This is a genomic window from Paenibacillus sp. GM1FR (assembly GCF_002803315.1).
In the GTDB taxonomy this organism is placed as follows: Bacteria; Bacillota; Bacilli; order Paenibacillales; family Paenibacillaceae; genus Paenibacillus; species Paenibacillus amylolyticus.
Window position 1 is genome coordinate 110323 of sequence record NZ_MKZL01000004.1, and the last position, 26241, is coordinate 136563.

General features: G+C 45.1%; 20 protein-coding genes and 2 CRISPR repeat arrays. Of the genes, 18 read left to right on the forward strand and 2 right to left on the reverse strand.

Annotated features, from left to right (window positions below; translation table 11 throughout):
* The first annotated feature begins 126 nt into the window (after positions 1-126).
* From PAEAM_RS03000 to PAEAM_RS03045, 10 genes are all read left to right on the forward strand, one after another.
* Positions 127-2040 (forward strand): beta-glucoside-specific PTS transporter subunit IIABC, encoded by a 1914-nt coding sequence (locus PAEAM_RS03000; protein ID WP_100526586.1) that lies wholly within the window; start codon positions 127-129, stop codon positions 2038-2040.
* 27 nt (positions 2041-2067) lie between these two features.
* On the forward strand, positions 2068-2832 hold the full coding sequence (locus PAEAM_RS03005) for a ChbG/HpnK family deacetylase (protein ID WP_100526587.1): 765 nt from the start codon (positions 2068-2070) through the stop codon (positions 2830-2832).
* Between the two features lie 151 nt (positions 2833-2983).
* Positions 2984-4489 (forward strand): alpha-glucosidase/alpha-galactosidase, encoded by a 1506-nt coding sequence (gene melA / locus PAEAM_RS03010; RefSeq protein WP_100526588.1) that lies wholly within the window; start codon positions 2984-2986, stop codon positions 4487-4489.
* Positions 4490-4786: 297 nt separating this feature from the next.
* On the forward strand, positions 4787-5146 hold the full coding sequence (locus tag PAEAM_RS03015) for a PadR family transcriptional regulator (RefSeq protein ID WP_076253369.1): 360 nt from the start codon (positions 4787-4789) through the stop codon (positions 5144-5146).
* A complete protein-coding gene (locus PAEAM_RS03020; RefSeq protein ID WP_100526589.1) occupies positions 5143-5838 on the forward strand; it encodes a permease prefix domain 1-containing protein in 696 nt (231 codons plus the stop codon). Before PAEAM_RS03015 ends, PAEAM_RS03020 begins: the two co-directional genes overlap by 4 nt.
* Entirely contained in the window at positions 5835-6392 is a 558-nt protein-coding gene (locus tag PAEAM_RS03025; RefSeq protein ID WP_100526590.1) for a DUF4825 domain-containing protein, read from the forward strand. The genes PAEAM_RS03020 and PAEAM_RS03025 overlap by 4 nt, the downstream gene beginning before the upstream one ends.
* Positions 6393-6523: 131 nt before the next feature.
* Positions 6524-7294: an amino acid ABC transporter substrate-binding protein gene (locus PAEAM_RS03030; protein ID WP_036606344.1), complete on the forward strand. Its 771-nt coding sequence runs from the start codon at positions 6524-6526 to the stop codon at positions 7292-7294.
* 112 nt (positions 7295-7406) lie between these two features.
* The gene (locus PAEAM_RS03035) at positions 7407-8066 is read left to right on the forward strand and encodes an amino acid ABC transporter permease (protein ID WP_100526591.1); all 660 of its coding nucleotides are present in this window, start codon (positions 7407-7409) and stop codon (positions 8064-8066) included.
* 33 nt (positions 8067-8099) lie between these two features.
* Positions 8100-8855, forward strand: a complete 756-nt coding sequence (locus PAEAM_RS03040; protein WP_100526592.1) for an amino acid ABC transporter ATP-binding protein — start codon at positions 8100-8102, stop codon at positions 8853-8855.
* Between the two features lie 225 nt (positions 8856-9080).
* Positions 9081-10457: direct repeats of the CRISPR family, unit length 33 nt; unit sequence GTCGCACTCCGTATGGAGTGCGTGGATTGAAAT.
* Positions 10458-10627: 170 nt separating this feature from the next.
* Complete coding sequence (locus PAEAM_RS03045) at positions 10628-10969, forward strand: DUF4190 domain-containing protein (protein ID WP_100526593.1); 342 nt, start codon at positions 10628-10630, stop codon at positions 10967-10969.
* 131 nt (positions 10970-11100) lie between these two features.
* Here the strand turns inward: PAEAM_RS03045 and PAEAM_RS03050 are convergent, their stop codons facing one another.
* Both PAEAM_RS03050 and PAEAM_RS03055 read right to left on the reverse strand, forming a co-directional pair.
* Positions 11101-13287, reverse strand: coding sequence for a YhgE/Pip domain-containing protein (locus tag PAEAM_RS03050; protein WP_100526594.1), 2187 nt, complete (start codon positions 13285-13287; stop codon positions 11101-11103).
* 77 nt (positions 13288-13364) lie between these two features.
* Positions 13365-13943, reverse strand: coding sequence for a TetR/AcrR family transcriptional regulator (locus PAEAM_RS03055; protein WP_100526595.1), 579 nt, complete (start codon positions 13941-13943; stop codon positions 13365-13367).
* Positions 13944-14286: 343 nt separating this feature from the next.
* Positions 14287-15872: a CRISPR direct-repeat array (repeat unit 33 nt; unit sequence GTCGCACTCCGTATGGAGTGCGTGGATTGAAAT).
* Between the two features lie 481 nt (positions 15873-16353).
* On the opposite strand from PAEAM_RS03055, the gene PAEAM_RS03060 reads away from it, so the two are divergent.
* From PAEAM_RS03060 to cas2, 8 genes are all read left to right on the forward strand, one after another.
* Positions 16354-17145 carry a hypothetical protein gene (locus PAEAM_RS03060; protein ID WP_017690356.1) on the forward strand — a complete coding sequence of 264 codons (792 nt, stop codon included), beginning with the start codon at positions 16354-16356 and terminating at the stop codon, positions 17143-17145.
* Between the two features lie 615 nt (positions 17146-17760).
* On the forward strand, positions 17761-20217 hold the full coding sequence (locus PAEAM_RS03065; protein WP_100526596.1) for a CRISPR-associated helicase/endonuclease Cas3: 2457 nt from the start codon (positions 17761-17763) through the stop codon (positions 20215-20217).
* Positions 20218-20294: 77 nt separating this feature from the next.
* Entirely contained in the window at positions 20295-21017 is a 723-nt protein-coding gene (gene cas5c, locus PAEAM_RS03070; RefSeq protein WP_100526597.1) for a type I-C CRISPR-associated protein Cas5c, read from the forward strand.
* The gene (cas8c, locus tag PAEAM_RS03075; protein ID WP_100526598.1) at positions 21014-22942 is read left to right on the forward strand and encodes a type I-C CRISPR-associated protein Cas8c/Csd1; all 1929 of its coding nucleotides are present in this window, start codon (positions 21014-21016) and stop codon (positions 22940-22942) included. Before cas5c ends, cas8c begins: the two co-directional genes overlap by 4 nt.
* Positions 22943-23812, forward strand: a complete 870-nt coding sequence (gene cas7c, locus PAEAM_RS03080; RefSeq protein ID WP_074093751.1) for a type I-C CRISPR-associated protein Cas7/Csd2 — start codon at positions 22943-22945, stop codon at positions 23810-23812.
* On the forward strand, positions 23799-24458 hold the full coding sequence (cas4, locus tag PAEAM_RS03085; RefSeq protein ID WP_017690349.1) for a CRISPR-associated protein Cas4: 660 nt from the start codon (positions 23799-23801) through the stop codon (positions 24456-24458). The genes cas7c and cas4 overlap by 14 nt, the downstream gene beginning before the upstream one ends.
* The gene (gene cas1c / locus PAEAM_RS03090) at positions 24455-25486 is read left to right on the forward strand and encodes a type I-C CRISPR-associated endonuclease Cas1c (protein ID WP_017690348.1); all 1032 of its coding nucleotides are present in this window, start codon (positions 24455-24457) and stop codon (positions 25484-25486) included. The genes cas4 and cas1c overlap by 4 nt, the downstream gene beginning before the upstream one ends.
* A 9-nt stretch (positions 25487-25495) precedes the next feature.
* Positions 25496-25786: a CRISPR-associated endonuclease Cas2 gene (gene cas2 / locus PAEAM_RS03095; RefSeq protein WP_026081267.1), complete on the forward strand. Its 291-nt coding sequence runs from the start codon at positions 25496-25498 to the stop codon at positions 25784-25786.
* Positions 25787-26241 lie beyond the last annotated feature (455 nt).

The following is a 26241-nucleotide window of genomic DNA, read 5'->3' on the forward strand; positions in this document are numbered from 1 at the left end:
GTATTGACTAAGGTCAGTAGACGAGCTTCAGTTCAGGTTTTTATTTTGTCATCGTAATATGTTATTCGAAATGATGGAGTCAAGACGTGAACTGTAGAAATTAAACAAATGTATGGGGGGAACAACATGGATCATCTCAAATTAGCACAAAACATTGTAGACCGCGTTGGAGGAAAGGATAACATTCAATCGCTGACTCACTGCGCTACCCGTTTAAGATTTGTCTTGAACGATAACCGAAAGGCTGATGCAGAAATATTGGAAAACACAGCAGGCATCCTGAAGGTTGTTGAAAGCGGTGGGCAATTTCAGGTTGTTGTAGGTAATGATGTTTCCGAGGTGTACAAACATATCGTTGCCGAAGGGGAATTCGACGGAGCAGGGTCCGGTGGAAGCTCAGAGAAAGAAAAAAAGAGCATCCGTTCAGCCATCTTTGGCCTGATATCGGGTAGTTTAACGCCATTAATCCCGGTATTTGCTGGAGCAGGCCTAGTTAAGGCTCTGTTAATTGTTCTTGAAAGAGCAGGCTGGATCGCTGTGGATAGTGGAACATACGCTATATTGGCTGCGGCGGGGAACTCGATCTTTTATTTCCTGCCGATTCTTCTCGGCATCACGATTGCCAAAGTTCTAAATGTGAATTCTTATGTGGCAGCGGCGATCGGGGCCGCATTGATGGAACCGAATTTTACGGCTTTGACAGCAGCAGGAAGCACCACTCATTTTCTCGGGATACCCGTATCGTTAATGAACTATGCTTCGTCGGTCTTTCCGATGTTTATCGCCGTTAGCATCTATGCCGTTTTGGAGAAGTTTTTGAAGAAAATCATGCACAAAAATGTGCAGCTGTTCGCAGTTCCATTCCTGTCACTCGTCATTATGGTACCACTAACAGCCATGTTGATTGGTCCATTCGGGCAATATGTGGGTCAATGGGTCGGTGATGCGGTTAACTTCCTGATTAACAGCAATTCGGTCATAGCAGGAATTATTCTTGGAGGCTCCTGGTCCTTTTTGGTACTGCTTGGATTACACTGGGCAACCGTGCCGATTATTATGAGCAATCTGAGTGCAGGTGGAGATCTGATCGTCCCACTCGCGGCAACCTCGGTAGCCGCTTCCATGGGCATTGGTCTGGGTGTATTCCTGAAAACCAAGGACAAGGATCTCAAAGCCTTAAGTGGTTCCTCGTTCCTGTCTGCGATTCTGTCGGGTGTTACAGAGCCTATCCTGTATGGAATCATTCTGCGTTATCGGAAAACCCTTATCTATCTGGTAGTAGCCGGTGCGATCGGCGGTGGTGTTATGGGGTATCTGGGGGTCAAATTAATTGTGTTCAATTTCTTCTTGAATATCTTTACTCTGCCAGCACAGAGCCCAATGCTCTATTACATTATCGGAATATTGGTTGCCGTTGCGGCTGGAGCATTGGCCGTGGTGCTGTTTGGTTATGAGAGTAAAAAGCAGGGTCTCGACACAGATAAACCGGATGTACAGTTGAAGCAGCAATCGGAATCTGGATCGGGATCAGGTATGGATAAATTCGGAGCAGGCTCCATCGGGAGTGGCACAAGTGGAGCAGTGGAGAGCTTTATTGCAAGTCCCATGCAAGGAACGATTCTTCCGCTTAGCGAAGTAGATGATATTGTATTTTCCTCCGAATCTATGGGAAAAGGGATTGCGATCATTCCATCCAAAGGTGTGCTGGTATCCCCTGTAGACGGCATCGTCGCCGTGACGATGAAAAGCGCGCATGCGATCGCTGTCACATCGGATGAGGGGGTTGAAATTCTTATGCATATCGGAGTGGATACGGTGAAATTAAAAGGGCAGCATTTTACACAAAAGGTTCAGGAAGGTGATCGGATCAGGCAGGGGGATGTACTGATTGAGTTTGACATGCAGAGCATCGAGAACGAAGGATTTAAGCTGACCACACCGATAGTGGTGACGAACTCAGATAACTTTGCCGTGATTACACCCTTGCTGTCAGGTGGAACGGTTGCCGCAGCAGAAAGACTGTTGTCGATTCGAGCATAGATAAGGCAAAGAGGAAGGAGAAGCAGGATGAAACTGATTGTTAACGCAGATGATTACGGTATTACGACGAGAGTTAGCGAAGGAATCATTCATGGCATGAAGCAAGGGCTTATTACAGATACTTCGGCACTGGTTAATTCCGAACATTTTGAGGAGAGCAGTGCCATGGCACTTGAAGCGGGCATAACGACTATGGGTGTTCATCTGAATCTGACTTTCATGGCACCTGTGCTGGATGCATCGGATGTCCGAAGCATTGTAGACGAAGCGGGTAACTTTTACAGAAAGCCGAACCTCATACCCGCGTCCTATGATCCTGCCGAGGTCCGGGCCGAACTGAAGGCACAGATTGAGACACTTTTGGCCTCGGGGCTGACGCTGAATCATCTCGATACCCATCATGCTGTTAGTATCAAGGATATGGTGATGCTTGATCTGGTTATGGAGCTGGCTCGGGAGTACAACGTGCCCATGAGAAGAGATGACACGTTATCCGCAGACCTGAATGGAAGTCTGGCTGCTGCCGGGATAAGGACTACCGATGTATTATGTGCCGATCTGGCCAAGCCGTGCCTGGAGGAGACGTGGTTCCGGGCAGTGCTGGATCAGTACCAGGATACAGAATACACCGTGGAAATTGCCGGACATCCGGGATATGCAGATGAAACGTTGCACGGTATTACATCACTGGTGGATGAGCGTGAGCATGATCTGGCCTTGTTGATGAATGCAGATCTATGGCAATATGTGAAGTCTCAGAACATCACACTGATCAGCTACAGCCAACTGTAATGTGAGGTCATGAAAGTTAGGATTTTTGACAATCTATTTGAGAACAGGTCATGATTTTGATAACGCTCCCCTATTTGCGGTTGGTACAATGATTTCATGAAGAGGGTCATTAACCGAAGCGAAAGATTCGGATTTAGGGGAGGACATAGACATGTCGTTTAAAGTGGCGTTTATCGGGGCAGGAAGTATCGGATTTACACGGGGATTGCTAAGGGATTTGCTGACGGTACCAGAGTTTAACAACATTGAAATTGCGTTCTGCGATATTAACCAACACAATCTGGACATGGTGACTGAGCTGTGTCAGCGGGATATCCGTGAGAATGGATTGAATATTCAGATCCAGCCAACAACGGATCGGAAAGAAGCGTTGAAAGATGCAAAGTATGTACTGTGTACGATTCGTGTTGGGGGACTGGAAGCATTTGCAACCGATGTGGATATTCCACTGAAATATGGGGTAGACCAATGTGTCGGCGATACGCTGTGTGCAGGCGGCATTATGTACGGACAACGGGGAATCGCCGAGATGCTGGACATCTGTAAGGATATTCGTGAACAGAGCGCACCCGACGTGCTGCTCTTGAACTATTCCAATCCGATGGCGATGCTGACATGGGCTTGCAACAAGTACGGTGGTGTACGGACGATCGGACTGTGTCATGGCGTACAGCATGGTCATCATCAGATTGCGGAAGCTTTTGGATTGAAAAAGAGTGAAGTGGATATTGTCTGTGCCGGCATCAACCATCAGACCTGGTATATTCAGGCTTCTCATGAAGGTAAAGACCTTACAGGTGACCTGCTCGAAGCCTTCGAGAAACATCCGGAGTATAGCCGTACTGAGAAAGTGCGGATCGATATGCTACGCCGGTTCGGATATTACAGTACAGAATCGAATGGTCATCTGAGTGAATATGTGCCGTGGTACCGCAAACGTCCGGAAGAGATCAACGAATGGATCGACCTGGGCAACTGGATCAACGGAGAGACGGGTGGATATCTGCGGGTATGTACCGAGGGGCGCAACTGGTTTGAGACTGATTTTCCTAACTGGATGAAGGATGAACCGATGCAATTCATTCCGGAAAAACGGGGCGAGGAGCACGGTTCGTACATTATTGAAGGTCTGGAGACGGGACGTGTCTATCGAGGACATTTCAATACCGTTAATCATGGAGTAATCTCGAACCTGCCGGATGATGCGATTATTGAGGCACCGGGATATGTGGATCGTAACGGCATCTCCATGCCACATGTAGGCGATCTGCCCCTTGGCCCGGCTGCGGTATGTAATGTGAGCATTTCCGTGCAACGTCTTGCGGTTGAAGCCGCGGTGAACGGAGACGACAAATTACTTCGTCAGGCATTTATGATGGACCCGCTCGTGGGTGCCGTATGTAATCCAAAAGAAATCTGGCAGATGGTCGACGAGATGCTGGTTGCACAGGCCCACTGGTTGCCACAGTATGGTGACGCTATCGCTGCCGCAGAAGCGAGACTCGCTGCTGGCGACCTTATTCCAACAAAGGAATATGAAGGTGCAGCACGTCTTAAGGTGAAAACGGTGGAAGAGATGCAGCAGGATCGCGATGCCGCGAACAAAAACGCGGGTGAATCCGATAAAGGGAAAGATCGCGAGAAAGTGCAGCAATAGGGGTGAGAGTGAGTAGGAGCTTACAAGAGTATAGAAAAGATAGAAACACAGAAAAAGGCCAGATTCTCCAGATGGAGAGTTGGCCTTTTTCTACATAGACCGCATCAATTCGTTTCCTTGATCTGTACTAGTTAGCGATTTCATTCTATCACCTCCCAATATCTTTCAGATGGAGATAAGGGGATAAAGGTTGCTTTGCTTGTTAAGGATATACTACACGATGCATATTACCTTTACAGACATAGTAATATGTCTTATAGTATACACAGGACGGAAGAAAGTCGGTGAAACTCGTAGATGGATGTGCAAGTGATTAACAGTGATCTGATTCGGGGCAATATTGACCCCATCATTCTGAGTGTACTTATACCCGCAGATAACTATGGCTACAGCATTATTAAGGAGATCTATCGTAAGAGCGGAGAGCAGTTTGAATTGAAGGAACCTACGCTTTATTCCAGTTTGAAGAGGCTGGAGAAGAGTGGATATGTGGAGTCCTACTGGGGGGAAGAGACGCAGGGAGGACGACGCAAATATTACCGAATTACAACGCAAGGCCTTAAAGCCTATAGAGAGCAGGTTCATGCTTGGCAAGCAGCCAAGGCACTGATTGATTGCATGATTGTCACTGGAGAAAAAGGAGATGAAGACCTATGAGATTGGAAGCTCGCATCACCCGTCATGTGAATCGTTTGTTCGTTCACGCACAAGATACATTAGACAATCGAGAATTAAAAGAAGAGATTCACAGCAATCTCGCTGCGCGGATTGACGATTATATCTCGCAGGGTATGAGTGAAGAGAAGGCGTTCCAGAACGCCATTCAGCATATCGCTGGTATGGATGAAGTGATGAGTGACCACCGAAAGGTACAACGTGTTCCTTACTGGACAGCGTTGTTGCAGTCTGCTCTGATATACAGCCTCATAGCCTGGATCATTACCATTCCAATGAGAGTGCTGATGCAAGGTTCCGCCATAAACAATCTGCTTATGATCGTGAGTCTCATTGTTGGTGGCATGTATGTATTGTATCTGTTGATCAACAAGACGAACGATTCTGCAACTTCCGTGAAAACCACGGTTATTCGAATCCCTGCCTTAGTGCAGTGGAATCGCAGGATATGGTGGTTGTGGGCAGCGTTAATACTCGTACTATGGGGAACGCAGGCAGCGTTGCGATTCGGAAGCAACATCTGGTTTAATCGACCCATTCAGGTGGATGGACCCTATCAGTTTGCAGTGATCGTCATTGCCTTTGCCATCCCATTACTGAGTGTTATTATTCCTTTGGTTGTGCATCGGGCGTATCGGATCGTTAGTAAGTATGAAGTGAGTGATGCGTTATGAGAATTAGAAACATATGGATTATAACACTTGTTGTGTTGGGCATCAGTGGCTTAGTGATTGTTGAAGGTTTCGTTAATCCGAAGATCGAGGCGAAACAGGCTCGGTACGAGGAAGAGCAGCAGAATCCGCTGACACATGATTTTGCCACTTTAGCCAAATATCGCAGTCCCTACATGGGTGATAATTCAAACCTTAGTCATCTGAATCAGGCTTTACCTTTACGTGAAAGATTGAATGGTTACCAACTGTACCCGGAGACGTTCACGGTCCAAGTGAATTATAGCTTGGATACGCGTGAGATGGATACAGAGGAACTTGAGCGGATACTCGTATATAATGCGGTTGCGAACTTTGTTATGATCGATAATCTGGAGCAGATCGTCTACCAGTTTGAGAATACCAGCCATACCTTACGTCGTGAATCTGCCCAACAATGGACAGGTACGGAATTAAAGGAGCTTCAGAACCCGGAGCTATGGAATTTGACTGTACGCGAGAAGCTGGTGGAACCGGCACAAGTGAAAGAGGTTTTTTCACAGATTTTTGACAATTAAGCTGCATGAAATAGAAGGAAATAAGCAAGAGACTCGACTCTTCTCCCATGCTATGTTATTATAAATCTCTGATAACGTGGTAACGAACTAAAGCGTTTGGGTTTGGTTATAGACATGGAGGGGTTCGAGAGATGAGAAAAAAAGCGATTTTACTATTATTCATTAGTATATGTGTATTGATTGTGGCTGGTTGTTCCAGTTCCGCAAGCAAAGACGATAACACGATTGTTGTAGGAATTGATGACAAGTTTGCTCCAATGGGCTTCCGGGACGAGCAAAATGAAATTGTTGGTTTTGATATTGATTACGCAAGAGCTGCAGCGGAGAAAATGGGTAAAGAAATCACATTCCAGCCAATCGACTGGTCTTCCAAAGAGTCAGAGCTGAACAGTGGCCGGATCGACATGATCTGGAACGGGTACACCATTACGGATGAGCGTAAAGAGAAAGTGCTCTTCACGAAGCCATATCTGGAAAACAGTCAGGTAGCCATTACCTTGGCAGACTCACCAATTACAAAGCTGGATGAACTCGATGGCAAAAATGTTGGATTGCAGGCACTATCCTCCGCGGCAGATGCACTAGCAGCAAGTCCTCTGAAGGATAAAGTGAAAGCTTCTGAATTTAAGGATAACGTGCTTGCACTGACGGATCTGAAGACAAAACGTCTGGATGCGGTCATCATTGATGAAGTGGTAGCGAGATACTACATGTCCAAAGAAGAGGGAACATTCAAACTGATGGATGAATCTCTTGCACCGGAACAATATGGCATTGGTATCAAAAAAGGCAATGAAGAGCTTCTGAATCAGCTGCAAAAAGCGTTGGATGAGCTGAATGCAGACGGAACAGCGGCTAAAATCTCCACCCAATGGTTGGGTGAAGATAAGGTTTTGAAATAGGCAGGTTACACACCTGATATATAGTTAGAAACAAAACGGACCCCGTATTCCATGCTGGAGCGATTCATGCCCCAGAGGAATGCGGGGTTAACAGATTAGAGGAGACAAAATAATGAGTTGGGATTATTTATCGACCATTTTAAAACCTATGCTAGAGGGTGCGCAGACCACCGTTTTCATGTTCTTGCTAGCGATCGTGTTATCTGTACCGCTTGGATTTGCGGTCACGCTTGCGATGAGAAGCCAGATTAAACTGCTGGCGTGGATTGCCCATACGTATGTATATGTGATGCGAGGAACACCGCTACTGCTCCAAATTCTATTCTTCTGCTTCGGTTTACCGTTGCTTCCGGTGATTGGAGAGTATCTGGTGTTTGATCGTTTTGTTGCGGCAGGGATTGCGTTCATCTTGAACTATGCGGCGTACTTCGCTGAAATCTTCAGGGGCGGACTGCTTTCCATTGATAAAGGTCAACATGAGGCAGCGAAGGTACTGGGGTTAACAAAGTGGCAGACGATGACCAAAGTCATTATTCCTCAGATGATTCGTGTAGTATTGCCCGCAACGGCCAATGAGTCCATTACGCTCATCAAGGATACGGCACTGCTCTATGCCGTGGCTGTGCCTGAGCTGTTGTATTACGCCCAAGCGGCGGTAAATCGCGACATAAAGCTGTTACCTTTCTTCGTGGCGGCGGTTATGTATCTGCTCATGACACTCGTACTCACCGTGCTGTTCAAGGCACTTGAGAAACGGTTTTCATTTGAATAAATTAAATCTGATCAATCAAAGGACTGTCTGCATATGACACATATAATAGAAGTAAATCAATTGAGAAAATCATTCGGCACACTTGATGTGCTGAAACAGGTATCCTTCAACGTGGAACCAGGCGAAGTAATTGCGGTGATCGGGCCTTCGGGTTCGGGGAAAAGTACGATGTTGCGCAGCCTGATTCATCTGGAGGATATTTCGGGCGGAACGATTCGCATTCAGGATCAAACGTTGGTTGATAATGGTCGTTACGCGGGTGCCGCAGATATTCGCAAGATGACGGATCGTATGGGTATGGTATTCCAGCATTTCAACTTGTTCCCGCATCTGACTGTACAAGATAATTTGGAACTTGCACCAAAAACTTTGAAAAAAGAAAGTTCAAGCGTCATTCGGTACCGCAGTCTGGAATTACTCGGCAAAGTAGGGCTTTCGGACAAGGCCGATGTTTACCCTGGTAATCTGTCCGGTGGACAGAAACAGCGTGTTGCCATTGCTCGTGCACTGATGATGCAACCAGACATTCTCCTGTTCGATGAGCCGACATCGGCACTCGATCCGGAGCTGACAGGGGAAGTGTTACGTGTCATCAAACAACTGGCACAGGAAAACATGACGATGATGATTGTCACGCATGAGATGGGCTTCGCCCGTGACGTTGCGGATCGTGTATTTTTCATGGATAACGGGGAGATTGCCGAGGCAGGTCCACCAGAACAGATCTTCGGCAATCCGAGGCTTGCACGTACCCGGACGTTTTTACAGCGGGTGGAAGTGGAAGGATAGAAGGCTGAACGTAGATGTAGCCAGGTGCGAATGCCAAGCTCACATGAAATTCCTGGGGGATTCGCACCTCAGATTTTGTCGAATGTGGCATTTTTGTTCCCTTTTGGCAATAAATACTTGAATATTCTGGATGTTGTAGATTAAAATGAATATAATAATTAGCTCGATAAACGAAAACACGTAATAAGTATATACTCATATGCTGCTGTTACGTGTTTTTTCGCTGTCGCACTCCGTATGGAGTGCGTGGATTGAAATGCCTACGTCTTTTACTCCGATTAAACGCGCCATGTCGCACTCCGTATGGAGTGCGTGGATTGAAATCGTGTATTCAACGCTAACCTCTCCGTATTCCCAGTCGCACTCCGTATGGAGTGCGTGGATTGAAATTTGATCGTTATAACCTCCTCGAAAAAATTGCAAAGTCGCACTCCGTATGGAGTGCGTGGATTGAAATATCAACATCCGAAAAAAAGTTTAATTGAATGATCGTCGCACTCCGTATGGAGTGCGTGGATTGAAATTGAGTATGGGCAGGACACCAGATAGGGCGGGAGCGGGTCGCACTCCGTATGGAGTGCGTGGATTGAAATTGTACATAAGACCACGGAAGAGTGGCCGAACCGTCGCACTCCGTATGGAGTGCGTGGATTGAAATTTCCATCTTGGTAGGCGTTTCAGGCAGCAACTCACGTCGCACTCCGTATGGAGTGCGTGGATTGAAATTATTCAAACTACCACCTTCGATCTTTTGGAGTAAGGTCGCACTCCGTATGGAGTGCGTGGATTGAAATGTCCTTCTCGTCCTGTAGCGCGGCTTTCTGAGAGTCGCACTCCGTATGGAGTGCGTGGATTGAAATAACGCCGCAAAAGCGGGTAACATTACCGTTGTGTGTCGCACTCCGTATGGAGTGCGTGGATTGAAATATTACCGTATGGGTCTTGGTTAAGTCCTCAAAACAGTCGCACTCCGTATGGAGTGCGTGGATTGAAATAATCAGGATTGCGAACTTTCTGTAAACCATACCTGGTCGCACTCCGTATGGAGTGCGTGGATTGAAATTCCTGTATGCACTAACTCCAAACCATCCCGCCAGTCGCACTCCGTATGGAGTGCGTGGATTGAAATCTTCATGGAGATCTTAGCCATAAACCTACCCTCCAGTCGCACTCCGTATGGAGTGCGTGGATTGAAATGCCAATATTGGCATGAAGCGCGCTTTGATTGCGCCGTCGCACTCCGTATGGAGTGCGTGGATTGAAATCGCAATAGTAGCTCTGGAAGTAGTGAAGAGATATGGTCGCACTCCGTATGGAGTGCGTGGATTGAAATGCCGCATTTCATTGGGCAGACGGAAAACTTTGGCTGTCGCACTCCGTATGGAGTGCGTGGATTGAAATGGCGGAAGTAAATCATATAGGCTGGTGTCCTTGAGTCGCACTCCGTATGGAGTGCGTGGATTGAAATACCGAAGATTGATCGTAATCAACTGAATCCCGGTAGTCGCACTCCGTATGGAGTGCGTGGATTGAAATGACGATCTATAAAACACGAACGAAATTGATTCCGTCGCACTCCGTATGGAGTGCGTGGATTGAAGTAAAGATCCTTTCTTTGAGTTCAGTTTGATCAATCCCTCGTATGCATCTAGCCCTTGGTAGTCGATAAAGTAAATTTATTTAATATAATCGGAGTATTTACAAAATATGGAGTTCTCTATTCCTATTAATCAATTATAATGAACATACTTAAAGAACAGGGAGGATTGACCTTGGAACATCGCGAAAATGATGTGGATCGTTATTATAACGACACATTGCCACCACCGCCTTATGTAGTGCCAAAGACCAATAGTAAGTCGATTGTATCACTAGTTTTGGGGATTCTGTCCGTCACGATTCCTTACGTGGGTATTGTAATCGGCATCGTTGCGATTATATTTGCATCTTTGGCCTTCAAAGAGATCAGAGTTCGCATGGAGCAAGGAAAAGGGTTAGCGATTGCTGGCCTTGTCTGTGGAATCATAGGTACAGCCATTTATGTATTACTTATTTTGCTTGTACTATTGTTTAATTTCGCTATCTCAAGTTCTGAAATTTACTCTACATACTAGAAATATGAAGTTAGCAAACTTAGATTGTAGCTAAAACTAAAAAAAAGCGAAGGCGTACCTTAGCTCACACCTCTTGTTATCTAGAAGAGGGTGGGCCTTAGGTACATGCCTTTGCTTTTTAATTTACGAATTTACAGGTGAAGTGCGACTTCACTGCTGACGTTTTCGTTCTCCGTGGTGTGATGCATCAGGAAATACGTTAGGGTTCCTCCAAGACCAATCACAGCGAAGATGCACAGAATGCCGATCTGATCCCAAGCCACGCCGAACTGTCCACTCGAGATAACTGCTTTATAACCTGTTACCGAATAGGTCATAGGCAGCCATGGATTAAACACTTTCAGCCAATTTGGAATTAGTTCGAGCGGGAAGGTGCCTGCACTGGTGGTGAGCTGGAAGATCAGCATCAGAATCGCGAGGAAACGACCCGGATTCTCCAGCCAAGTCACCAAAGCCTGAATGATGTACATGAAGCTTAGACTGGTAACAAAGCTGAACAAGAGGAACAATGGAACGCTCTGAACCTCCAGACCCAATACGGACAATACGAGCCAGGAAGCGAGAAGGGACTGGACAGCACTCATGATCGTGAAAGCAAGGGTTCTGCTCACAAAACGATTCCAGCTACTCGCATCGGTAACCGTACTGCCGCGTGTGGGTACAACTAGCGTTGCAATCAATGCTCCGACAAACAGCCCCAATGACAGAAAGTATGGGGAGAATCCAGTACCATAGTTGGGCACTTCGTTATGTTTATGCTCATCCACCTGAACAGGCTGTGCATACATTTCAACAAGTTCATCCGTCTTTTTCACACTGCTAGTTTCATCGGCCGCTTCATTAAGCTTGGTGGCAAGTTCGCCAGAGCCGTCGGTTAACTTGGCCGTGCCTTCTTTTAATGCTCCTGCACCATCATCTAGCTTGTGGGAACCGTCGGCAATGGTGGTGATTCCGTCTGAAAGCTGGTTCATACCCGTAACCAATTGGCCTGCACCTACATTTAACTGACTCGAACCATCTGCAAGTTTGGCTCCTCCGGCTGCTGCTTCGGTCAACTTGGCGTTAAATTGTTGAAGGCCCGTTGCAAGCTGCTTATGTCCGGTCGATAATTGTGTCACTCCTTGTAAAAGTTGCTGTTCACCCTGCACTAGTTGAGTGCTGCCTTGATGCAGTTGCTGTTGCGCAGCCTGGAGGCGTTTGCTGACTTCCACTAATTGCTGTCCGCCTTGATAGATCTGTTCGCTGCCAGTGGCAACGGCCTGACTTGCTACCAGCAATTGCTGAACAGCAGGGCTCGCGGCAAGCTCGGGACTCGCTTCGGCTAATTGGGCAAGACCTTGCGCAACGGCCTTAGCACCTTCACTCACTTTGCTACTGCCTTCGACTGAGGTTTGCAATCCGGCTGCCAGTTTCGCACTTCCTTGCTCGGAAGCCGCGAGTCCTGCATCCAACTTAGCCGCGCCTTCCTGAGCGGATTGAATGCCAGCCTGTAACTGTTTGCCACCTGCTTCAGCCTGCAATGCACCGTTACCCAGCTTCGTGCCTGCTGCCGCCAATTGGGATAATCCATCGGACAGAGAGTTGGCTCCTGCATGAAGCGTGCCGATTCCTTGTGCCAAGGTAGCTGTACCCTCTTTTAACGGTGCCACACCTGTTTCCAGTTTGTCGGTTCCATCCGCCAGTTTGGACAGGTTCTTTTTCAATGTGGCAGCACCGTCATCCAGCTTGGTTGCGCCCTCGTTGATCTTGTCAGCACCAGCTCCGGCATCTGATAAACCGCTAGAGATCTTCTCCACCTGATCCAGTAACGTTTCGGTATACGACTCAGTTACTTTGGCGGAGATTTTGGATTTGATCTGTTTGACCGCAGTTCCACCAATCTGACCCGCGAGGAAGTTGTATCCTTCATTGGGCTCATAGATCAGCTCCGCTGATTGCGGGTGATCTTCCATCAGAGTGGTAGCTTTTGCTGAAAAATCCTCGGGAATCACAATCGTCATATAATACGTGTTGTCTTGCATACCTTTTTCTGCTTGTTCACGAGTCACGAATTGCCAGTTGAAATCGTTGCTTTTTTTCAATTCATCGACCAGATTCTGACCGACCTCCAGTGATTTGTCATTGTAGACTGCACCCTGATCTGTGTTGACCACGGCTACAGGTAATTCATTCATTTTGCCATAGGGGTCCCAGAATGCGTTCAGGAACAGGCCGCTATACAGCACCGGAATGAACAGTACAACGAGAATTGGAATAAATACTTTTGGTTTTTTGAAGGCGGACTTCAGATCCTGCCCAAATACGTGGAATGATTTCATCATGTTCTCTCCCTATCCTTACGCTAATCCGTTTGTTCTATCTCTATTATGTTCTGAAGCTATTGGCACGCTCTTCTCTAAGTGGGGGATAAGCCATTCTTGAGAAAGAGGCCCACAAAATCCTTGATCTGATCCTTATGCAGCGTAGGATGCGCTTTGTTCCAATCCGAGGTTAAGGTGACATACAGCTTCAGCAGGACAAAAGAAACCAGCTTGGGATCATCTCTGCGAATCTGCTCTAACTCCATGGCACGGCTCACCTGACGCTCCAGATATTCGAGAATGGCTGTCTCCACTTTTTGCAGACCTTCTTTGGCCTGTGGTGTACCGAACTCGTTAACCTCCTGAAAGAGCTTGATCAACAGCTCATGTTCCTCACGATACTCCAGCAAAGAATCCATACTCATATGCACGTTATCCAGAAAGGAATTCTCTTCCTTCACCGTTTGCTCCGTAATCTGTCTCATATCCGCAATGATTGAGCACAGAATCTCGCTAAACAGTTCTTCTTTATTATCGAAAAAAGTATAGATCGTTCCCTTGCCCACATTGGCAAGTCTCGCAACCTGCTCCATCGTTGTGGCCTTGTAGCCAAACAGGGCAAAGGATTTCTCGGCAGAATCCATCACCTGTTGCCTTCGATCTATCGTTTTCATCGCATATACACCTCCTTGTAGGTTGAAAGGATAATGGGTAAGGTAAACCCTAATTTTTGACCAATATACTATCATGGTCAGTTGGTCGTTAACAACTGTAGCACTTGAGCAGGGAAGGTGGATGTGATCTTTGTCATAAACGGATAGGACAGGTGCGAATGTGATGCTCACATGAAAACCCTGGGGGATTCGCACCTCAGAATTTGTCGAAATGGGCAAAATTGTTACCTTAAGGCAACATGTAGGCATAATTTGATTGAATAATGATATGGAAAGTCATAGAATAATAGTGAAAAAACGTGTTTTTGATGGTTCGGGTTGTTGAGATACGTGTTTTTTCGCTGTCGCACTCCGTATGGAGTGCGTGGATTGAAATGTTGACAATGCAGATGAATCTTTCTTGGATTTTGTCGCACTCCGTATGGAGTGCGTGGATTGAAATAACCTCACGCTGTTTGACCAATATAAGCCCTTTTAGTCGCACTCCGTATGGAGTGCGTGGATTGAAATCTAAATTCGTCCAGTTAATTACGTAAATTTACATGTCGCACTCCGTATGGAGTGCGTGGATTGAAATTATGGTTACCGCTCGTTCTGTTCGGCGGTATTAAAGTCGCACTCCGTATGGAGTGCGTGGATTGAAATCGTTTATAATCGTAATATACTATGTCCCGTTTAACGTCGCACTCCGTATGGAGTGCGTGGATTGAAATTATTGTATAATTCAACCCTGTTAGATTTAAGTTAGTCGCACTCCGTATGGAGTGCGTGGATTGAAATTCCGGTTCCAGTGGTTCCGGTGGGTCAAGTGGTTGTCGCACTCCGTATGGAGTGCGTGGATTGAAATCATTCAAATCCAAGTACCACAAGGTATGAAATATGTCGCACTCCGTATGGAGTGCGTGGATTGAAATTTTCTAATCTACGGCAACGCCATCTACTCCGAAGAGTCGCACTCCGTATGGAGTGCGTGGATTGAAATCGACCAATGTGTTATGCTCATATCTGTTTTCGGATGTCGCACTCCGTATGGAGTGCGTGGATTGAAATCAACTACAGTCCTAAAAGGTATAGAAACAACATTTGTCGCACTCCGTATGGAGTGCGTGGATTGAAATCAATTGCGATTAACTCTAACCGCGTAACCGTTGAGTCGCACTCCGTATGGAGTGCGTGGATTGAAATATCATATACGTCAAACATTTCTCCGGAATATTCGTGTCGCACTCCGTATGGAGTGCGTGGATTGAAATACCCATGATCATCGTTAGTGCAAGGGCAAGTCCGGTCGCACTCCGTATGGAGTGCGTGGATTGAAATAGGTTACCACTCTCAAGTGAGGATGGTAATTGTGCGTCGCACTCCGTATGGAGTGCGTGGATTGAAATTTTTGCATACCCAAGCCCTGTGTCATTAGCTGTTAGTCGCACTCCGTATGGAGTGCGTGGATTGAAATTACATACTGAATGCCATCTGACCAGTTTCCTGCTCGTCGCACTCCGTATGGAGTGCGTGGATTGAAATTCAAGCGCGGTTACTCGCGTCGTTAAAGCCACGGTCGCACTCCGTATGGAGTGCGTGGATTGAAATAGTAAGGCCATAGTTACTATACAAGGTGGCATCTGGTCGCACTCCGTATGGAGTGCGTGGATTGAAATTGTAGCAATGTTGTTGTCTTTGCAAGGTTCATGGTGTCGCACTCCGTATGGAGTGCGTGGATTGAAATTCGGTCACGCTGATAATCTCGTTGACCAAGTAAAAGTCGCACTCCGTATGGAGTGCGTGGATTGAAATAAATTCTCAATTGGAGCTGGGTGGTTCGGGACAAGTCGCACTCCGTATGGAGTGCGTGGATTGAAATCGTACGGTAGTCAATATTAACGGTTTCATCATATTGTCGCACTCCGTATGGAGTGCGTGGATTGAAATCTCTGTTATCCCCGGTGGGGTGAGCTATTTGCTAATGTCGCACTCTAAATGAGTGCGTGAATTGAAATACGACAAGCCTTGGAAGCGAGCTGCACAGCGTTGGGTCGCACTCTATACGAGTGCGTGGATTGAAATAATCCAAGCGCTTTTATGGGTTATGTGTTCAGTCGCACTCTGTGTAAGTACGTGGAATGAAATCTTTGTAGTAGCGTTGTTACAGGTACGGGTGTCTGATCGCACTCCGTATGGAATGCAAATCGAATCCCTAAAAAAGTCTTACCTTTCTCATGCTAAGCATGGATAAGTGGGTAGGACTTTTCTATTTCAGAGAAATAAAAAATATTAAGTATAGAAAAAATACTGAAAACTGAAATGTGCTATTAAATGCAGCATATTTTAAGATCTTTTGTTAAACAATAGATTTGACCTATGGTAGAAAAATCAATATAATGTTATTAATTGTAAAATAAGGAGGAAGGGTATGTCGAGGTATTATGATGGATACGGATTAGACTCGACTGTGACACTTCTCAGAATAGCTTATGGTCTTGACAACTGGAGAGAGGTCGTTAAGTTAGGTGAAACACTTTATGAAGAATCACTTCGTATATATAATTTACAAATGTTGACTAAGGAACAGGACATCGTTGAAATACATACGCAACGGGCAATAGTATATTACATTGGATACAGTCGTTTGATGCAAGGAATAGCGTATCAAAAACTACTAGAGTTTGATAAAGCTAGGGAATGCGTATTACAATATAGTGATTTTCAGTGGATTAAATTGACTAATCAAGAGACACTTAATGAAATTGAATTTTATAGCGATATAGCCAAGATCAATTTAATGGTTTTGGATTTACTTGAGGGTAATGCTACAAAGCTTGATGAATACGTAGCTTACATTCAAAAGTCAAAAGGTGAGATCATGTCTGGAATATTAACTCTCCTTGAAGCCAATCGTTTAAATAATTTACCTATTCAGGAGTTTGAGTATCTATTTGAAAAACATCGTTTGATTAGTGATACTACCATAATGACTGATATTGATGTTTCTTATTATCTAAAATTTAGTTTTGAGTTGGCGATGTACTATAGCCGTAATGGTAATGACTCCGATGCAATCGACATCTTACTGAATTGTTTGGCAATATCTCCTAAAATTAATCAGAATAAGATAAAATATGTAGCCTTTTTTGAAAAAATCAGAGAGCAGGCTACACATGCACAGATTAACACTTACAAATCTATCTTAGAGGGGATGTTATGATGAAGAAAAGAAATGCTCTAAATATGGTGTATTCAATTGTTTTGGCAACGTTAGCAGTACTCCCAATTGAGAGTATAATGCAGTTATTTAATCATGGCGTTGGTCATTAATTTTTAAATAATCTACTGAATACAGAAAATCTGTCCAAAGTATAAACTATACCCTAAAGAGTAGACACTTTAAAAAAGTTCTCTATGGGGTATTTTTGTTTTATGCTACGATTTAAGATTAACTCAGGAGTAAAAACATTTATGCGTTACTTTCTGCTGTCGCACTTTATACGAGTGCGTGGATTGAAATTTCCTTCCTAGGTAGATTGATTGGTGCCCACTGCGGTCGCAATCTATACAAATGCACTAAAGTGGCAATCACAAGTCAAAGGACTTACCATCATCTACACTATCTGTAGCATGAGGTGAGTTTTTTTATATTTGATTTGATACAGTTTTGACTTAGCTACAGAAGTATTACTGCCTTCTTAACAAATTACATAATATTCTAAAAATATAGGGTTTATAGAAGGAAAATGTATTTTAGTGTCGAAATTTACAATGTGAGTCTTTTTGCCTATGGATCTGCGATTAATGTCATGAAATTCAGTGGAGGTGAAGTGGTGTGACCTATATTGCGCATATCTGTCAAAAGGATGGAAGAATACAAACCGTTCAGGATCACTTAGTAGAGGTTAAGCAAGGTGCGGAGCAGGCTGGAGAGAAGATCGGCGTTAAATATTTGGCAGGGATTGCTGGTCTTCTGCATGATATGGGCAAAAATACAGATCTTTTTCGAAACTACATTCAGGAAGCTGTCGCAAACCCGGATGCCCCTCCTCGCAAAGGTTCAGTTGATCATTCGACTGCTGGTGGCAAGCTGCTGCACAGCCTTTACCATGGAAGCGGCACAACGCTGGAGTCAAAGTACACAGCGGAGTGGATTGCCAATTGTATTATCTCCCATCATCAGGGTCTAAGAGACTACATATCACCTGATAAAACTTCACCTTATATGGAGCGAGTCATTTCCAAGGAACTAGATCAATATGAGCAAGCGAAAGAAGAATTTTTCAAACACAATGCCCCAGACCTACTCAACCATATGTTTAAACAAGCGATTGAGGAGCTTCAACGATACATAAAGATCATCAAAGAGCATAAACTTCCGCCGATTGCAGGAGCACTGCTTATCAAGTATATGTTTAGCTGCCTGATCGACGCGGATCGAACGAATACAAGGCGATTTGAAGAAAATGAAACTTTAGCAGAAGAAATCAATTACAAGACTTTTTTTCAACAAAGCTATGAATTACTATCTCAACATTTAAGCAAGCTTGAGCACAGTAGTATAGTAGACACACCCATTAATCGATTGCGACGTGAAATGTCCCGGCAATGCGAACAATTTGCGTATCGTCCATCAGGAGTGTACACCCTTTCCATACCAACAGGCGGGGGGAAAACCCTTGCCAGTATGCGCTACGCGCTAAGACATGCCATTGAACATAACAAACAGCGGATTATATATATCGTTCCGTACACCACCATCATTGAACAAAATGCGGCTGAGATCCGCAGTATTTTGAAGAACGATGACATGATTTTGGAACATCACTCCAACGTGGTGGATGACAAGGATGACGAACGCCTTGAGGGCGACGAAGGGGAAACCCTGGATTTACGCAAAAAGAATCTCAAACTTGCCCGTGATCATTGGGATCGGCCGATTATTTTTACGACCATGGTTCAGTTTTTGAACACCTTTTATGCCAAAGGAACCCGAAATGTCCGCAGATTACACCAGCTTTCCAATGCAGTCATTGTATTTGATGAAGTGCAGTCGGTTCCCGTTCATTGTATCTCCCTCTTTAATGCTGCACTGAATTTCCTGCATGTGATTGGGCGATCCAGCCTGTTGCTCTGTACAGCGACTCAGCCTGCATTGGATTTTGTGAAGCACAAGCTACATTTCTCCAAGCAGCCGGAGATTATTCAGAATTTAGATGAGGTCGGACGAAGCTTCAAACGAGTTGATTTACAGGACCTTACGCGGGACTCACCTTCGGGCTGGGGTGCAGAGGAAGTATCTTCTTTTGTCCAGGAACAGATGAGGGAAGTGGACAGTGTGCTGGTCATTTTGAACACGAAAACAGCGGTCCGTAAACTGTTTGAACAGTTGAATGAGGTGGAATGGCTAAGAGAGAGTGGCGTTCAGGTGGTTCATCTGAGCACCAATATGTGTGCAGCACATCGCAAAGAGGTTTTATCCGGGGAGTATGGCGTAATTCCGAGATTGGCAAAGGGTGAACGTATCATCTGTGTGAGTACACAGCTTATTGAGGCGGGCGTGAATATCAGCTTTGATTGCGTGGTTCGTTCCTTGGCTGGATTGGACTCGATTGCTCAGGCGGCTGGACGATGTAACCGGCATGGGAAAGATAAGGTTCGTAATGTGTACATCATTCGCTCATCGGATGAGGTATTAACGAATCTGCCTGAGATTCAAATTGGTGCCGAGAAAACGGAACGTGTGCTTCAGGAATTCGAGGATGACCCGGGTTCGCTCGGCGATGACTTGTTATCTTCAAAGGCAATGTCCCGTTATTTCGAATATTATTTTAACGATATTGGAGACAAAATGCATTACCCCATTCCTAAGCTTGAACAGAACTTGTTTGATCTGATGGACCGTAATCGTTATTACGTGGATGCCTATAAGAAGAAGCATGATTGTAGGCCAGAGGTTGTGAATCATTATGCGATCGCTACGGCAGAGAAGTATTTCGAAGCCATATCCACGAACGCCACGCCCGTAATTGTTCCTTATGGTGAAGAAGGAAAAGAATTGATTCTGGACTTGAATGGAGCAATTGAACCTGGTGAAATGAGTCAGTTATTACGCAAGGCTCAGCAGTATACGGTGAATATCTACGACCATGAACTCCGTGCATTGGAGAAAAATGGAGATGTGAGACCTCTTTTACATGGGCATGTTCTTGCATTGAGAGAACCAGCATATTCCGATGATTTCGGCGTGGAATCTAAGGGTGAAGGTGCTTGGGAACCTATGATGATCTGATCATTTGATTCATTACATCTGGGAGATTCATGATAGATGTTTCTCCCTCCTATACCCCATAGAAAGGAGCTGAAATGTTGAGAAATCAAATCGAATTTGAGGTTTCGGGAAAATATGCGCTATTCACCGATCCACTGACCAAGTTGGGCGGAGAAAAATTCTCTTATCAGATTCCTACATACCAAGCCCTCAAAGGGATTGTTGAATCTATTTACTGGAAGCCAACGCTGACCTGGATTGTAGATGAAGTCCGTATTATGAATCCAATTCAGACCGAATCAAAGGGTATGCGTCCGATTGAATATAGCGGGGGCAACACACTGGCCTATTACACCTATCTAAGAGATGTGCGTTATCAGGTGAAGGCTCATTTTATATTTAATCCGCATCGTGAAGATTTGATACATGACCAGAACGAACATAAACATCACAATATCGCCAAACGAGCAGTTCAGGTTGGGGGACGAAGAGATATCTTTCTGGGGACCCGTGAATGTCAGGGGTACGTTGAACCGTGCCAGTTTGGTGAAGATGACAGTTTCTATGATCGTATAGGTGAGCTTGATTTTGGCACGATGCTGCATGGAATCAGTTACCCGGATGAAACAGGAAGCAATGAGCGAGAGGTTCGTCTGTGGAAAGCGAAAATGCAGCATGGTGTCATTCAATTTATCCGTCCGGATGAATGCACATTGGTGCGCAAAGTGGGAGAAGGTACAGCTAAAATATTCGATGCAGGGAATATGCAATCTGTAGATGATCTTCATTCAGAATGGTTTGGAAATGAGGTGAGTGAATGAGTTGGCTTGCCAATTTAAGCAGAACGTATGATGATCACGCTAAGGTTGTCGGACAATTTGAAATGAAGAAAAATGGCAAGGAATACGCTCTGATTCCAATCTCGCACACAACACAGACCGCCCATATTGAAGTTCATCTGAATGGAAAAGGAGATATCGTAAATGCCAAAGTGGTAGAAAAGAATGATGGCAGTACGATTATTCCTTGCACCGAAGCTTCCGCAAGCCGAACGAGTGCGCCCGTACCGTATCCGCTTTTTGACAAGTTATCCTATGTTGCAGGAGATTACACTCAGTTCTGCGGAGAGGTCAAGGGAACACCATATCAGGATTATTTAAACCAACTGAAGGCTTGGTGCGAATCTCCCTTTAGTCACCCTAGAGTACAGAGTGTACTTCACTATGTCAGCAAAGGTACACTCATCGCTGATTTAGTGAACAGAGGCATACTTCATGTGGATAGCCAAGGTAAGCTGCTGGAGAAGTGGATCGCAGGGCCTGGCGACCAGGAAGGGAAAAAGCCTGACATCTTCAATGTCATCGCAGCAGATCAGAGTGGGGCATTTGTTCGATTTGCTGTAGATATTCCAGGAGAACCCGAATCCAGATTATGGCGTGATGCTTCGGTACAGCAGTCTTTTATCCATTTTTACGAGATGAGTTTGCAGGACAAGGATATCTGTTTCGTGACAGGTGATTACCTACCATTTGCTGATAAACATGCTTCTCGCATACGTCACTCAGGAGACAAGTCCAAGTTGATCTCAGCTAACGACTCTAGTGGATTTACGTATCGGGGGCGTTTTCGTACCAGTCGTGACGCAGCTGTAGTAAGCTACGAAGCTTCACAGAAAGGGCATAACGCTCTGAAGTGGCTCATTGATCGACAAGGAACCACCATTGATGGCAAAGTGTTTCTGGTGTGGGGAAGCACAAGTCTGGATATGCCAGAACCTCAAGATGATGCATTTAGCTTGTGGGATGAGGATGATGAGGAAGCATTTGCTGGCGGGGACACAACGCATAAGGAGTTTGCTTTGCAAATCAGGAAGGCGATTGGCGGTTACCGATACGATGGGGAGTATAACTCTAAACATGAAGTGACTTTGATGACACTGGATGCGGCCACACCAGGGCGAATGTCGATTATGTATTATCGGAGTTTAGATCAGAACGAGTATTTGGATCGAATATTAGCTTGGCATGAGAGCTGTTATTGGTTACATCGTTATCGGAAAAATAAAAATGACAAACCCGTCTCGTTTGTTGGGGCGCCTGCGACCAAAGACATTGCATTTGCAGCCTATGGTCCACGAGCCAGTGACAAGGTAGTTAAGGGATTAATGGAGCGAATGCTCCCATGTATCATAGATGAGCGACCCATTCCGCTGGATATCGTTCGCAGTTCTATCCAACGTGCATCCAACCCGGTAGGCATGGAAAATTGGGAGTGGGAGAAAACACTGAGCATTACTTGCGCACTTGTTAATAAGAAGGAGGGGTATGGAGTGAGTCTGAATACAGAAACAACGGATCGTAGCTACGTATTTGGCAGAATGCTTGCCATTGCAGATGTATTAGAGAGAAGTGCTCTGGGTAAAGAGGAAAAACGAGCGACAAATGCCATTCGATATATGAACGCCTTTGCACAACGACCAGGCAGAACTTGGAGCATTATTCAATCTAATCTCCAACCTTATCAAGCGCGGATGGGGACGGGTGCCAGATATTATAATTCGTTGCTGGATGAAGTTGGAGATAAACTACAGTTGGAAGATTTTACAGACAAGCCACTTACAGGATTATACTTACTAGGCTTCTACAGTCAGCGTAACGATTTATATACAAGTAGGAAAGATAAAGAAGCCGCAGCTACACTTGATAAAGACGATGAAAACCAATTGAACGAACAAGGAGATAACTAAATGAGTACACTTGATCACAAAATCGATTTTGCTGTTGTACTGTCTGTTCGTAATGCCAACCCGAATGGTGATCCATTGAATGGAAACCGTCCTCGTCAGAACTACGATGGCTTAGGAGAAATCTCGGATGTATGTATAAAGCGTAAAATTCGTAACCGCCTTCAGGATATGGGAGAGTCCATTCTGGTGCAATCCGATGAAAAACGGAATGATGCTCACCGTTCCATTAAAGATCGTGTCGATGCCAATGAGAATGTACAAGAGCATGCCAAAGGTAAAAAGGCAAATAAGGATTTGTATGCAGAAGCCGCTTGTCAGTCCTGGATTGACGTACGTAGCTTTGGACAGGTATTTGCTTTTAGCGGCACAGATGTATCTGTGGGGATTCGGGGTCCGGTATCGATTCATACAGCGGTTAGTTTGGATCGGATTGACATCTCAAGCATGCAGATTACGAAGAGTGTTAACTCTGTCACAACAGCTAAAGATCCAGACAAAAAAGGTTCAGACACGATGGGCATGAAACACCGCGTAGATTTTGGAGTTTATGTTTTTTATGGAAGTATCAACACGCAACTGGCAGAGAAGACCGGATTTACATATGAAGACGCGGAGAAAATTCGTGAATCACTGAGAACCTTATTCGAGAATGATACGTCCTCGGCCCGTCCTGATGGTAGCATGGAGGTTCACCAGTTATATTGGTGGGAACATAGCTCCAAAATGGGGCAGTATTCATCTGCGAAAGTACATCGTTCTCTGCAAATTGAATTGAAGCCAGGCGTAGCAGAAGCAAAGTCCTACGATGATTATAATTATACAGTGGTGCCGCTGGAAGGCTTGGCAGTCCAAGAATATGAAGGACTATAACGAAGAGGATTATCTGCTGCTTTCGGGGATTCAGCATTTTAACTTTTGCAGAAGGCAGTGGGCATTAATTCATATCGAACAGCAGTGGGAAGACAATGTGCGTACCATTGAAGGAGATCATTTGCATCGAAAGGCAGATCAGCCAGCGCTTCGTGAAAAACGAGGCGATAAACTAGTGGTTCGTGCACTTCCGGTACAATCGAGAGAACTTGGGATCACAGGCATCTGTGATGTGGTTGAATTCATTCGTGATCCATCTGGAGTTCCACTTGCGGGAGAGGAAGGGTTATACCTTCCTTATCCTGTTGAATACAAACGCGGCAAGCCCAAACGAAATGATTCGGATCACTCCCAATTGGTAGCACAAGTCATATGTCTCGAAGAAATGCTCGTATGTGATATTCCCAAGGCCTATTTTTATTATGATGAGATCAAACATAGGGTTGAAGTCATAATTACTGCGGCAGATCGGGAACGAGTGAAGGCAAGTATTCAAGAGATGAGACATTATTTTGAACGGAACCATACACCCAAAGCCAAAGCAGGACCACACTGCCTAAGTTGTTCTTTGAACAATATATGTGTGCCTGATATCTTGAACAAACGCTCCGTTTCAAGTTACATCGAAAGCAGGTTGAATGAATGAAAAAGCTGCTGAACACCTTATTTGTAACATTACCCGATACATACCTTGGACTGGATGGGGAAAACATTGTGGTGAAGCAGGAGGAAGAAATTCTTGCTCGCTATCCGCTGCATAATTTGGAGGCTGTGTGTACCTTTGGCTATGCTGGAGTAAGTCCAGCACTGATGGGGGCTTGTGCGTCACGCAATGTTAGTTTGACATTTATGACACGAACGGGGCGATTCCTCGCACGGGTGATTGGTGAGGATCGAGGAAATGTGGTTCTTCGCAAAGAACAGTATCGTATCTCGGACGATGAGGTGCGTAGTGCGCGGGTTGCTCGTAATATGATTACAGGCAAGTTATACAACAACAAGTGGATTCTGGAACGAGCCACACGGGATTATGCACTACGTATCGACACGGAACGAATCAAGAAGGTTACGGAGTCGCTAGGTGAAACGATGAAGCTGTTGCGCGAGGTGGAGCAATTGGATATATTGCGCGGATTGGAAGGATCGGCTGCCGTTCAATATAACTCTGTGTTCGATGATCTGATTCTCCAGCAAAAGGAGTCATTCTACTTTTATGGACGCAGTCGGCGACCTCCCTTAGATAAAGTAAATGCGTTATTATCCTTTGCCTATACCTTGCTCGCTAATGACATGAAGTCTGCACTTGAATCTGTCGGACTTGATGCATATGTCGGTTTTTTGCACAGGGATCGTCCTGGCAGAGCTTCTCTTGCATTGGATATGATGGAGGAACTTCGAGGAGTGTACGCAGACCGATTTGTACTTTCTCTTATTAATAAGAAGGTAGTTAACGATAAAGGTTTTTATGTGAAAGAAAATCTCGCAGTGATTATGGATGATGAGACACGAAAGAAAGTGCTAAAAGCGTGGCAAGATCGTAAACAGGAAAAGATTATGCATCCGTATTTGAATGAAAAAATACCTTGGGGGCTTGTACCATACACTCAAGCGTTACTACTGGCAAGATATATACGTGGGGATCTGGATGAGTATCCTCCGTTTCTGTGGAAGTAGGTGTGATGATTGCTTATTTTGATTACGTATGATGTGAGCACGATAGATAGTGAAGGCCGAAGAAGACTATCTAAAGTGGCAAAAAAGTGTGTGGATCACGGTCAGCGAGTGCAGAACTCGGTGTTTGAATGTATACTGGATGCTGCCCAATTTAGACGATTAAGATTCGAACTGGAAGAATTAATTGATAAGGATACAGATAGTCTTCGTTTCTATAACTTAGGTGATAATTACAAAAGTAAAGTTCAACATGTGGGTGCCAAAGATTCCTATGATATGGGTGATCCGTTAATACTTTAGCAGGTGCGAATGCCAAGCTCACATGATTTCCCTGGGGGATTCGCACCTCGGAATTTGCCGAAAAGGTCTTTATTGTGACCTTTTGGCAATGATTTATGATCGGAAATTTGTGATAACCGTTTTAAAGAAGTAGAACTATCGAAAATACGTTAATAGTTATTCTTCAAGCATAGTTATTACGTCACTTTTCGCTGTCGCACTCTGTATGGAGTGCGTGGATTGAAATATACAAATGTTATACAGATGCTGATATAATTTCAAGTCGCACTCTGTATGGAGTGCGTGGATTGAAATTATCGAGACATTTCCGCACCCATACGTCAGGATCGTCGCACTCTGTATGGAGTGCGTGGATTGAAATGTTAACCTGGCGATCAAGCAACGTATGGCCGCGAGTCGCACTCTGTATGGAGTGCGTGGATTGAAATGCAAACGGAACTATTGGTTACGCCGAA

Excerpts from the sequence above, each read along its gene's own strand:
- PAEAM_RS03035 (WP_100526591.1), top strand. The coding sequence starts at position 7,407 with ATGAGTTGGGATTATTTATCGACCATTTTAAAACCTATGCTAGAGGGT.
- cas1c (WP_017690348.1), top strand. The coding sequence starts at position 24,455 with ATGAAAAAGCTGCTGAACACCTTATTTGTAACATTACCCGATACATAC.
- cas7c (WP_074093751.1), top strand. The coding sequence starts at position 22,943 with ATGAGTACACTTGATCACAAAATCGATTTTGCTGTTGTACTGTCTGTT.
- PAEAM_RS03050 (WP_100526594.1), bottom strand. The coding sequence starts at position 13,287 with ATGAAATCATTCCACGTATTTGGGCAGGATCTGAAGTCCGCCTTCAAA.
- cas4 (WP_017690349.1), top strand. The coding sequence starts at position 23,799 with ATGAAGGACTATAACGAAGAGGATTATCTGCTGCTTTCGGGGATTCAG.
- PAEAM_RS03025 (WP_100526590.1), top strand. The coding sequence starts at position 5,835 with ATGAGAATTAGAAACATATGGATTATAACACTTGTTGTGTTGGGCATC.
- PAEAM_RS03030 (WP_036606344.1), top strand. The coding sequence starts at position 6,524 with ATGAGAAAAAAAGCGATTTTACTATTATTCATTAGTATATGTGTATTG.
- PAEAM_RS03040 (WP_100526592.1), top strand. The coding sequence starts at position 8,100 with ATGACACATATAATAGAAGTAAATCAATTGAGAAAATCATTCGGCACA.
- melA (WP_100526588.1), top strand. The coding sequence starts at position 2,984 with ATGTCGTTTAAAGTGGCGTTTATCGGGGCAGGAAGTATCGGATTTACA.
- PAEAM_RS03000 (WP_100526586.1), top strand. The coding sequence starts at position 127 with ATGGATCATCTCAAATTAGCACAAAACATTGTAGACCGCGTTGGAGGA.
- PAEAM_RS03055 (WP_100526595.1), bottom strand. The coding sequence starts at position 13,943 with ATGAAAACGATAGATCGAAGGCAACAGGTGATGGATTCTGCCGAGAAA.
- PAEAM_RS03060 (WP_017690356.1), top strand. The coding sequence starts at position 16,354 with ATGTCGAGGTATTATGATGGATACGGATTAGACTCGACTGTGACACTT.
- PAEAM_RS03005 (WP_100526587.1), top strand. The coding sequence starts at position 2,068 with ATGAAACTGATTGTTAACGCAGATGATTACGGTATTACGACGAGAGTT.
- PAEAM_RS03020 (WP_100526589.1), top strand. The coding sequence starts at position 5,143 with ATGAGATTGGAAGCTCGCATCACCCGTCATGTGAATCGTTTGTTCGTT.
- cas8c (WP_100526598.1), top strand. The coding sequence starts at position 21,014 with ATGAGTTGGCTTGCCAATTTAAGCAGAACGTATGATGATCACGCTAAG.
- PAEAM_RS03015 (WP_076253369.1), top strand. The coding sequence starts at position 4,787 with ATGGATGTGCAAGTGATTAACAGTGATCTGATTCGGGGCAATATTGAC.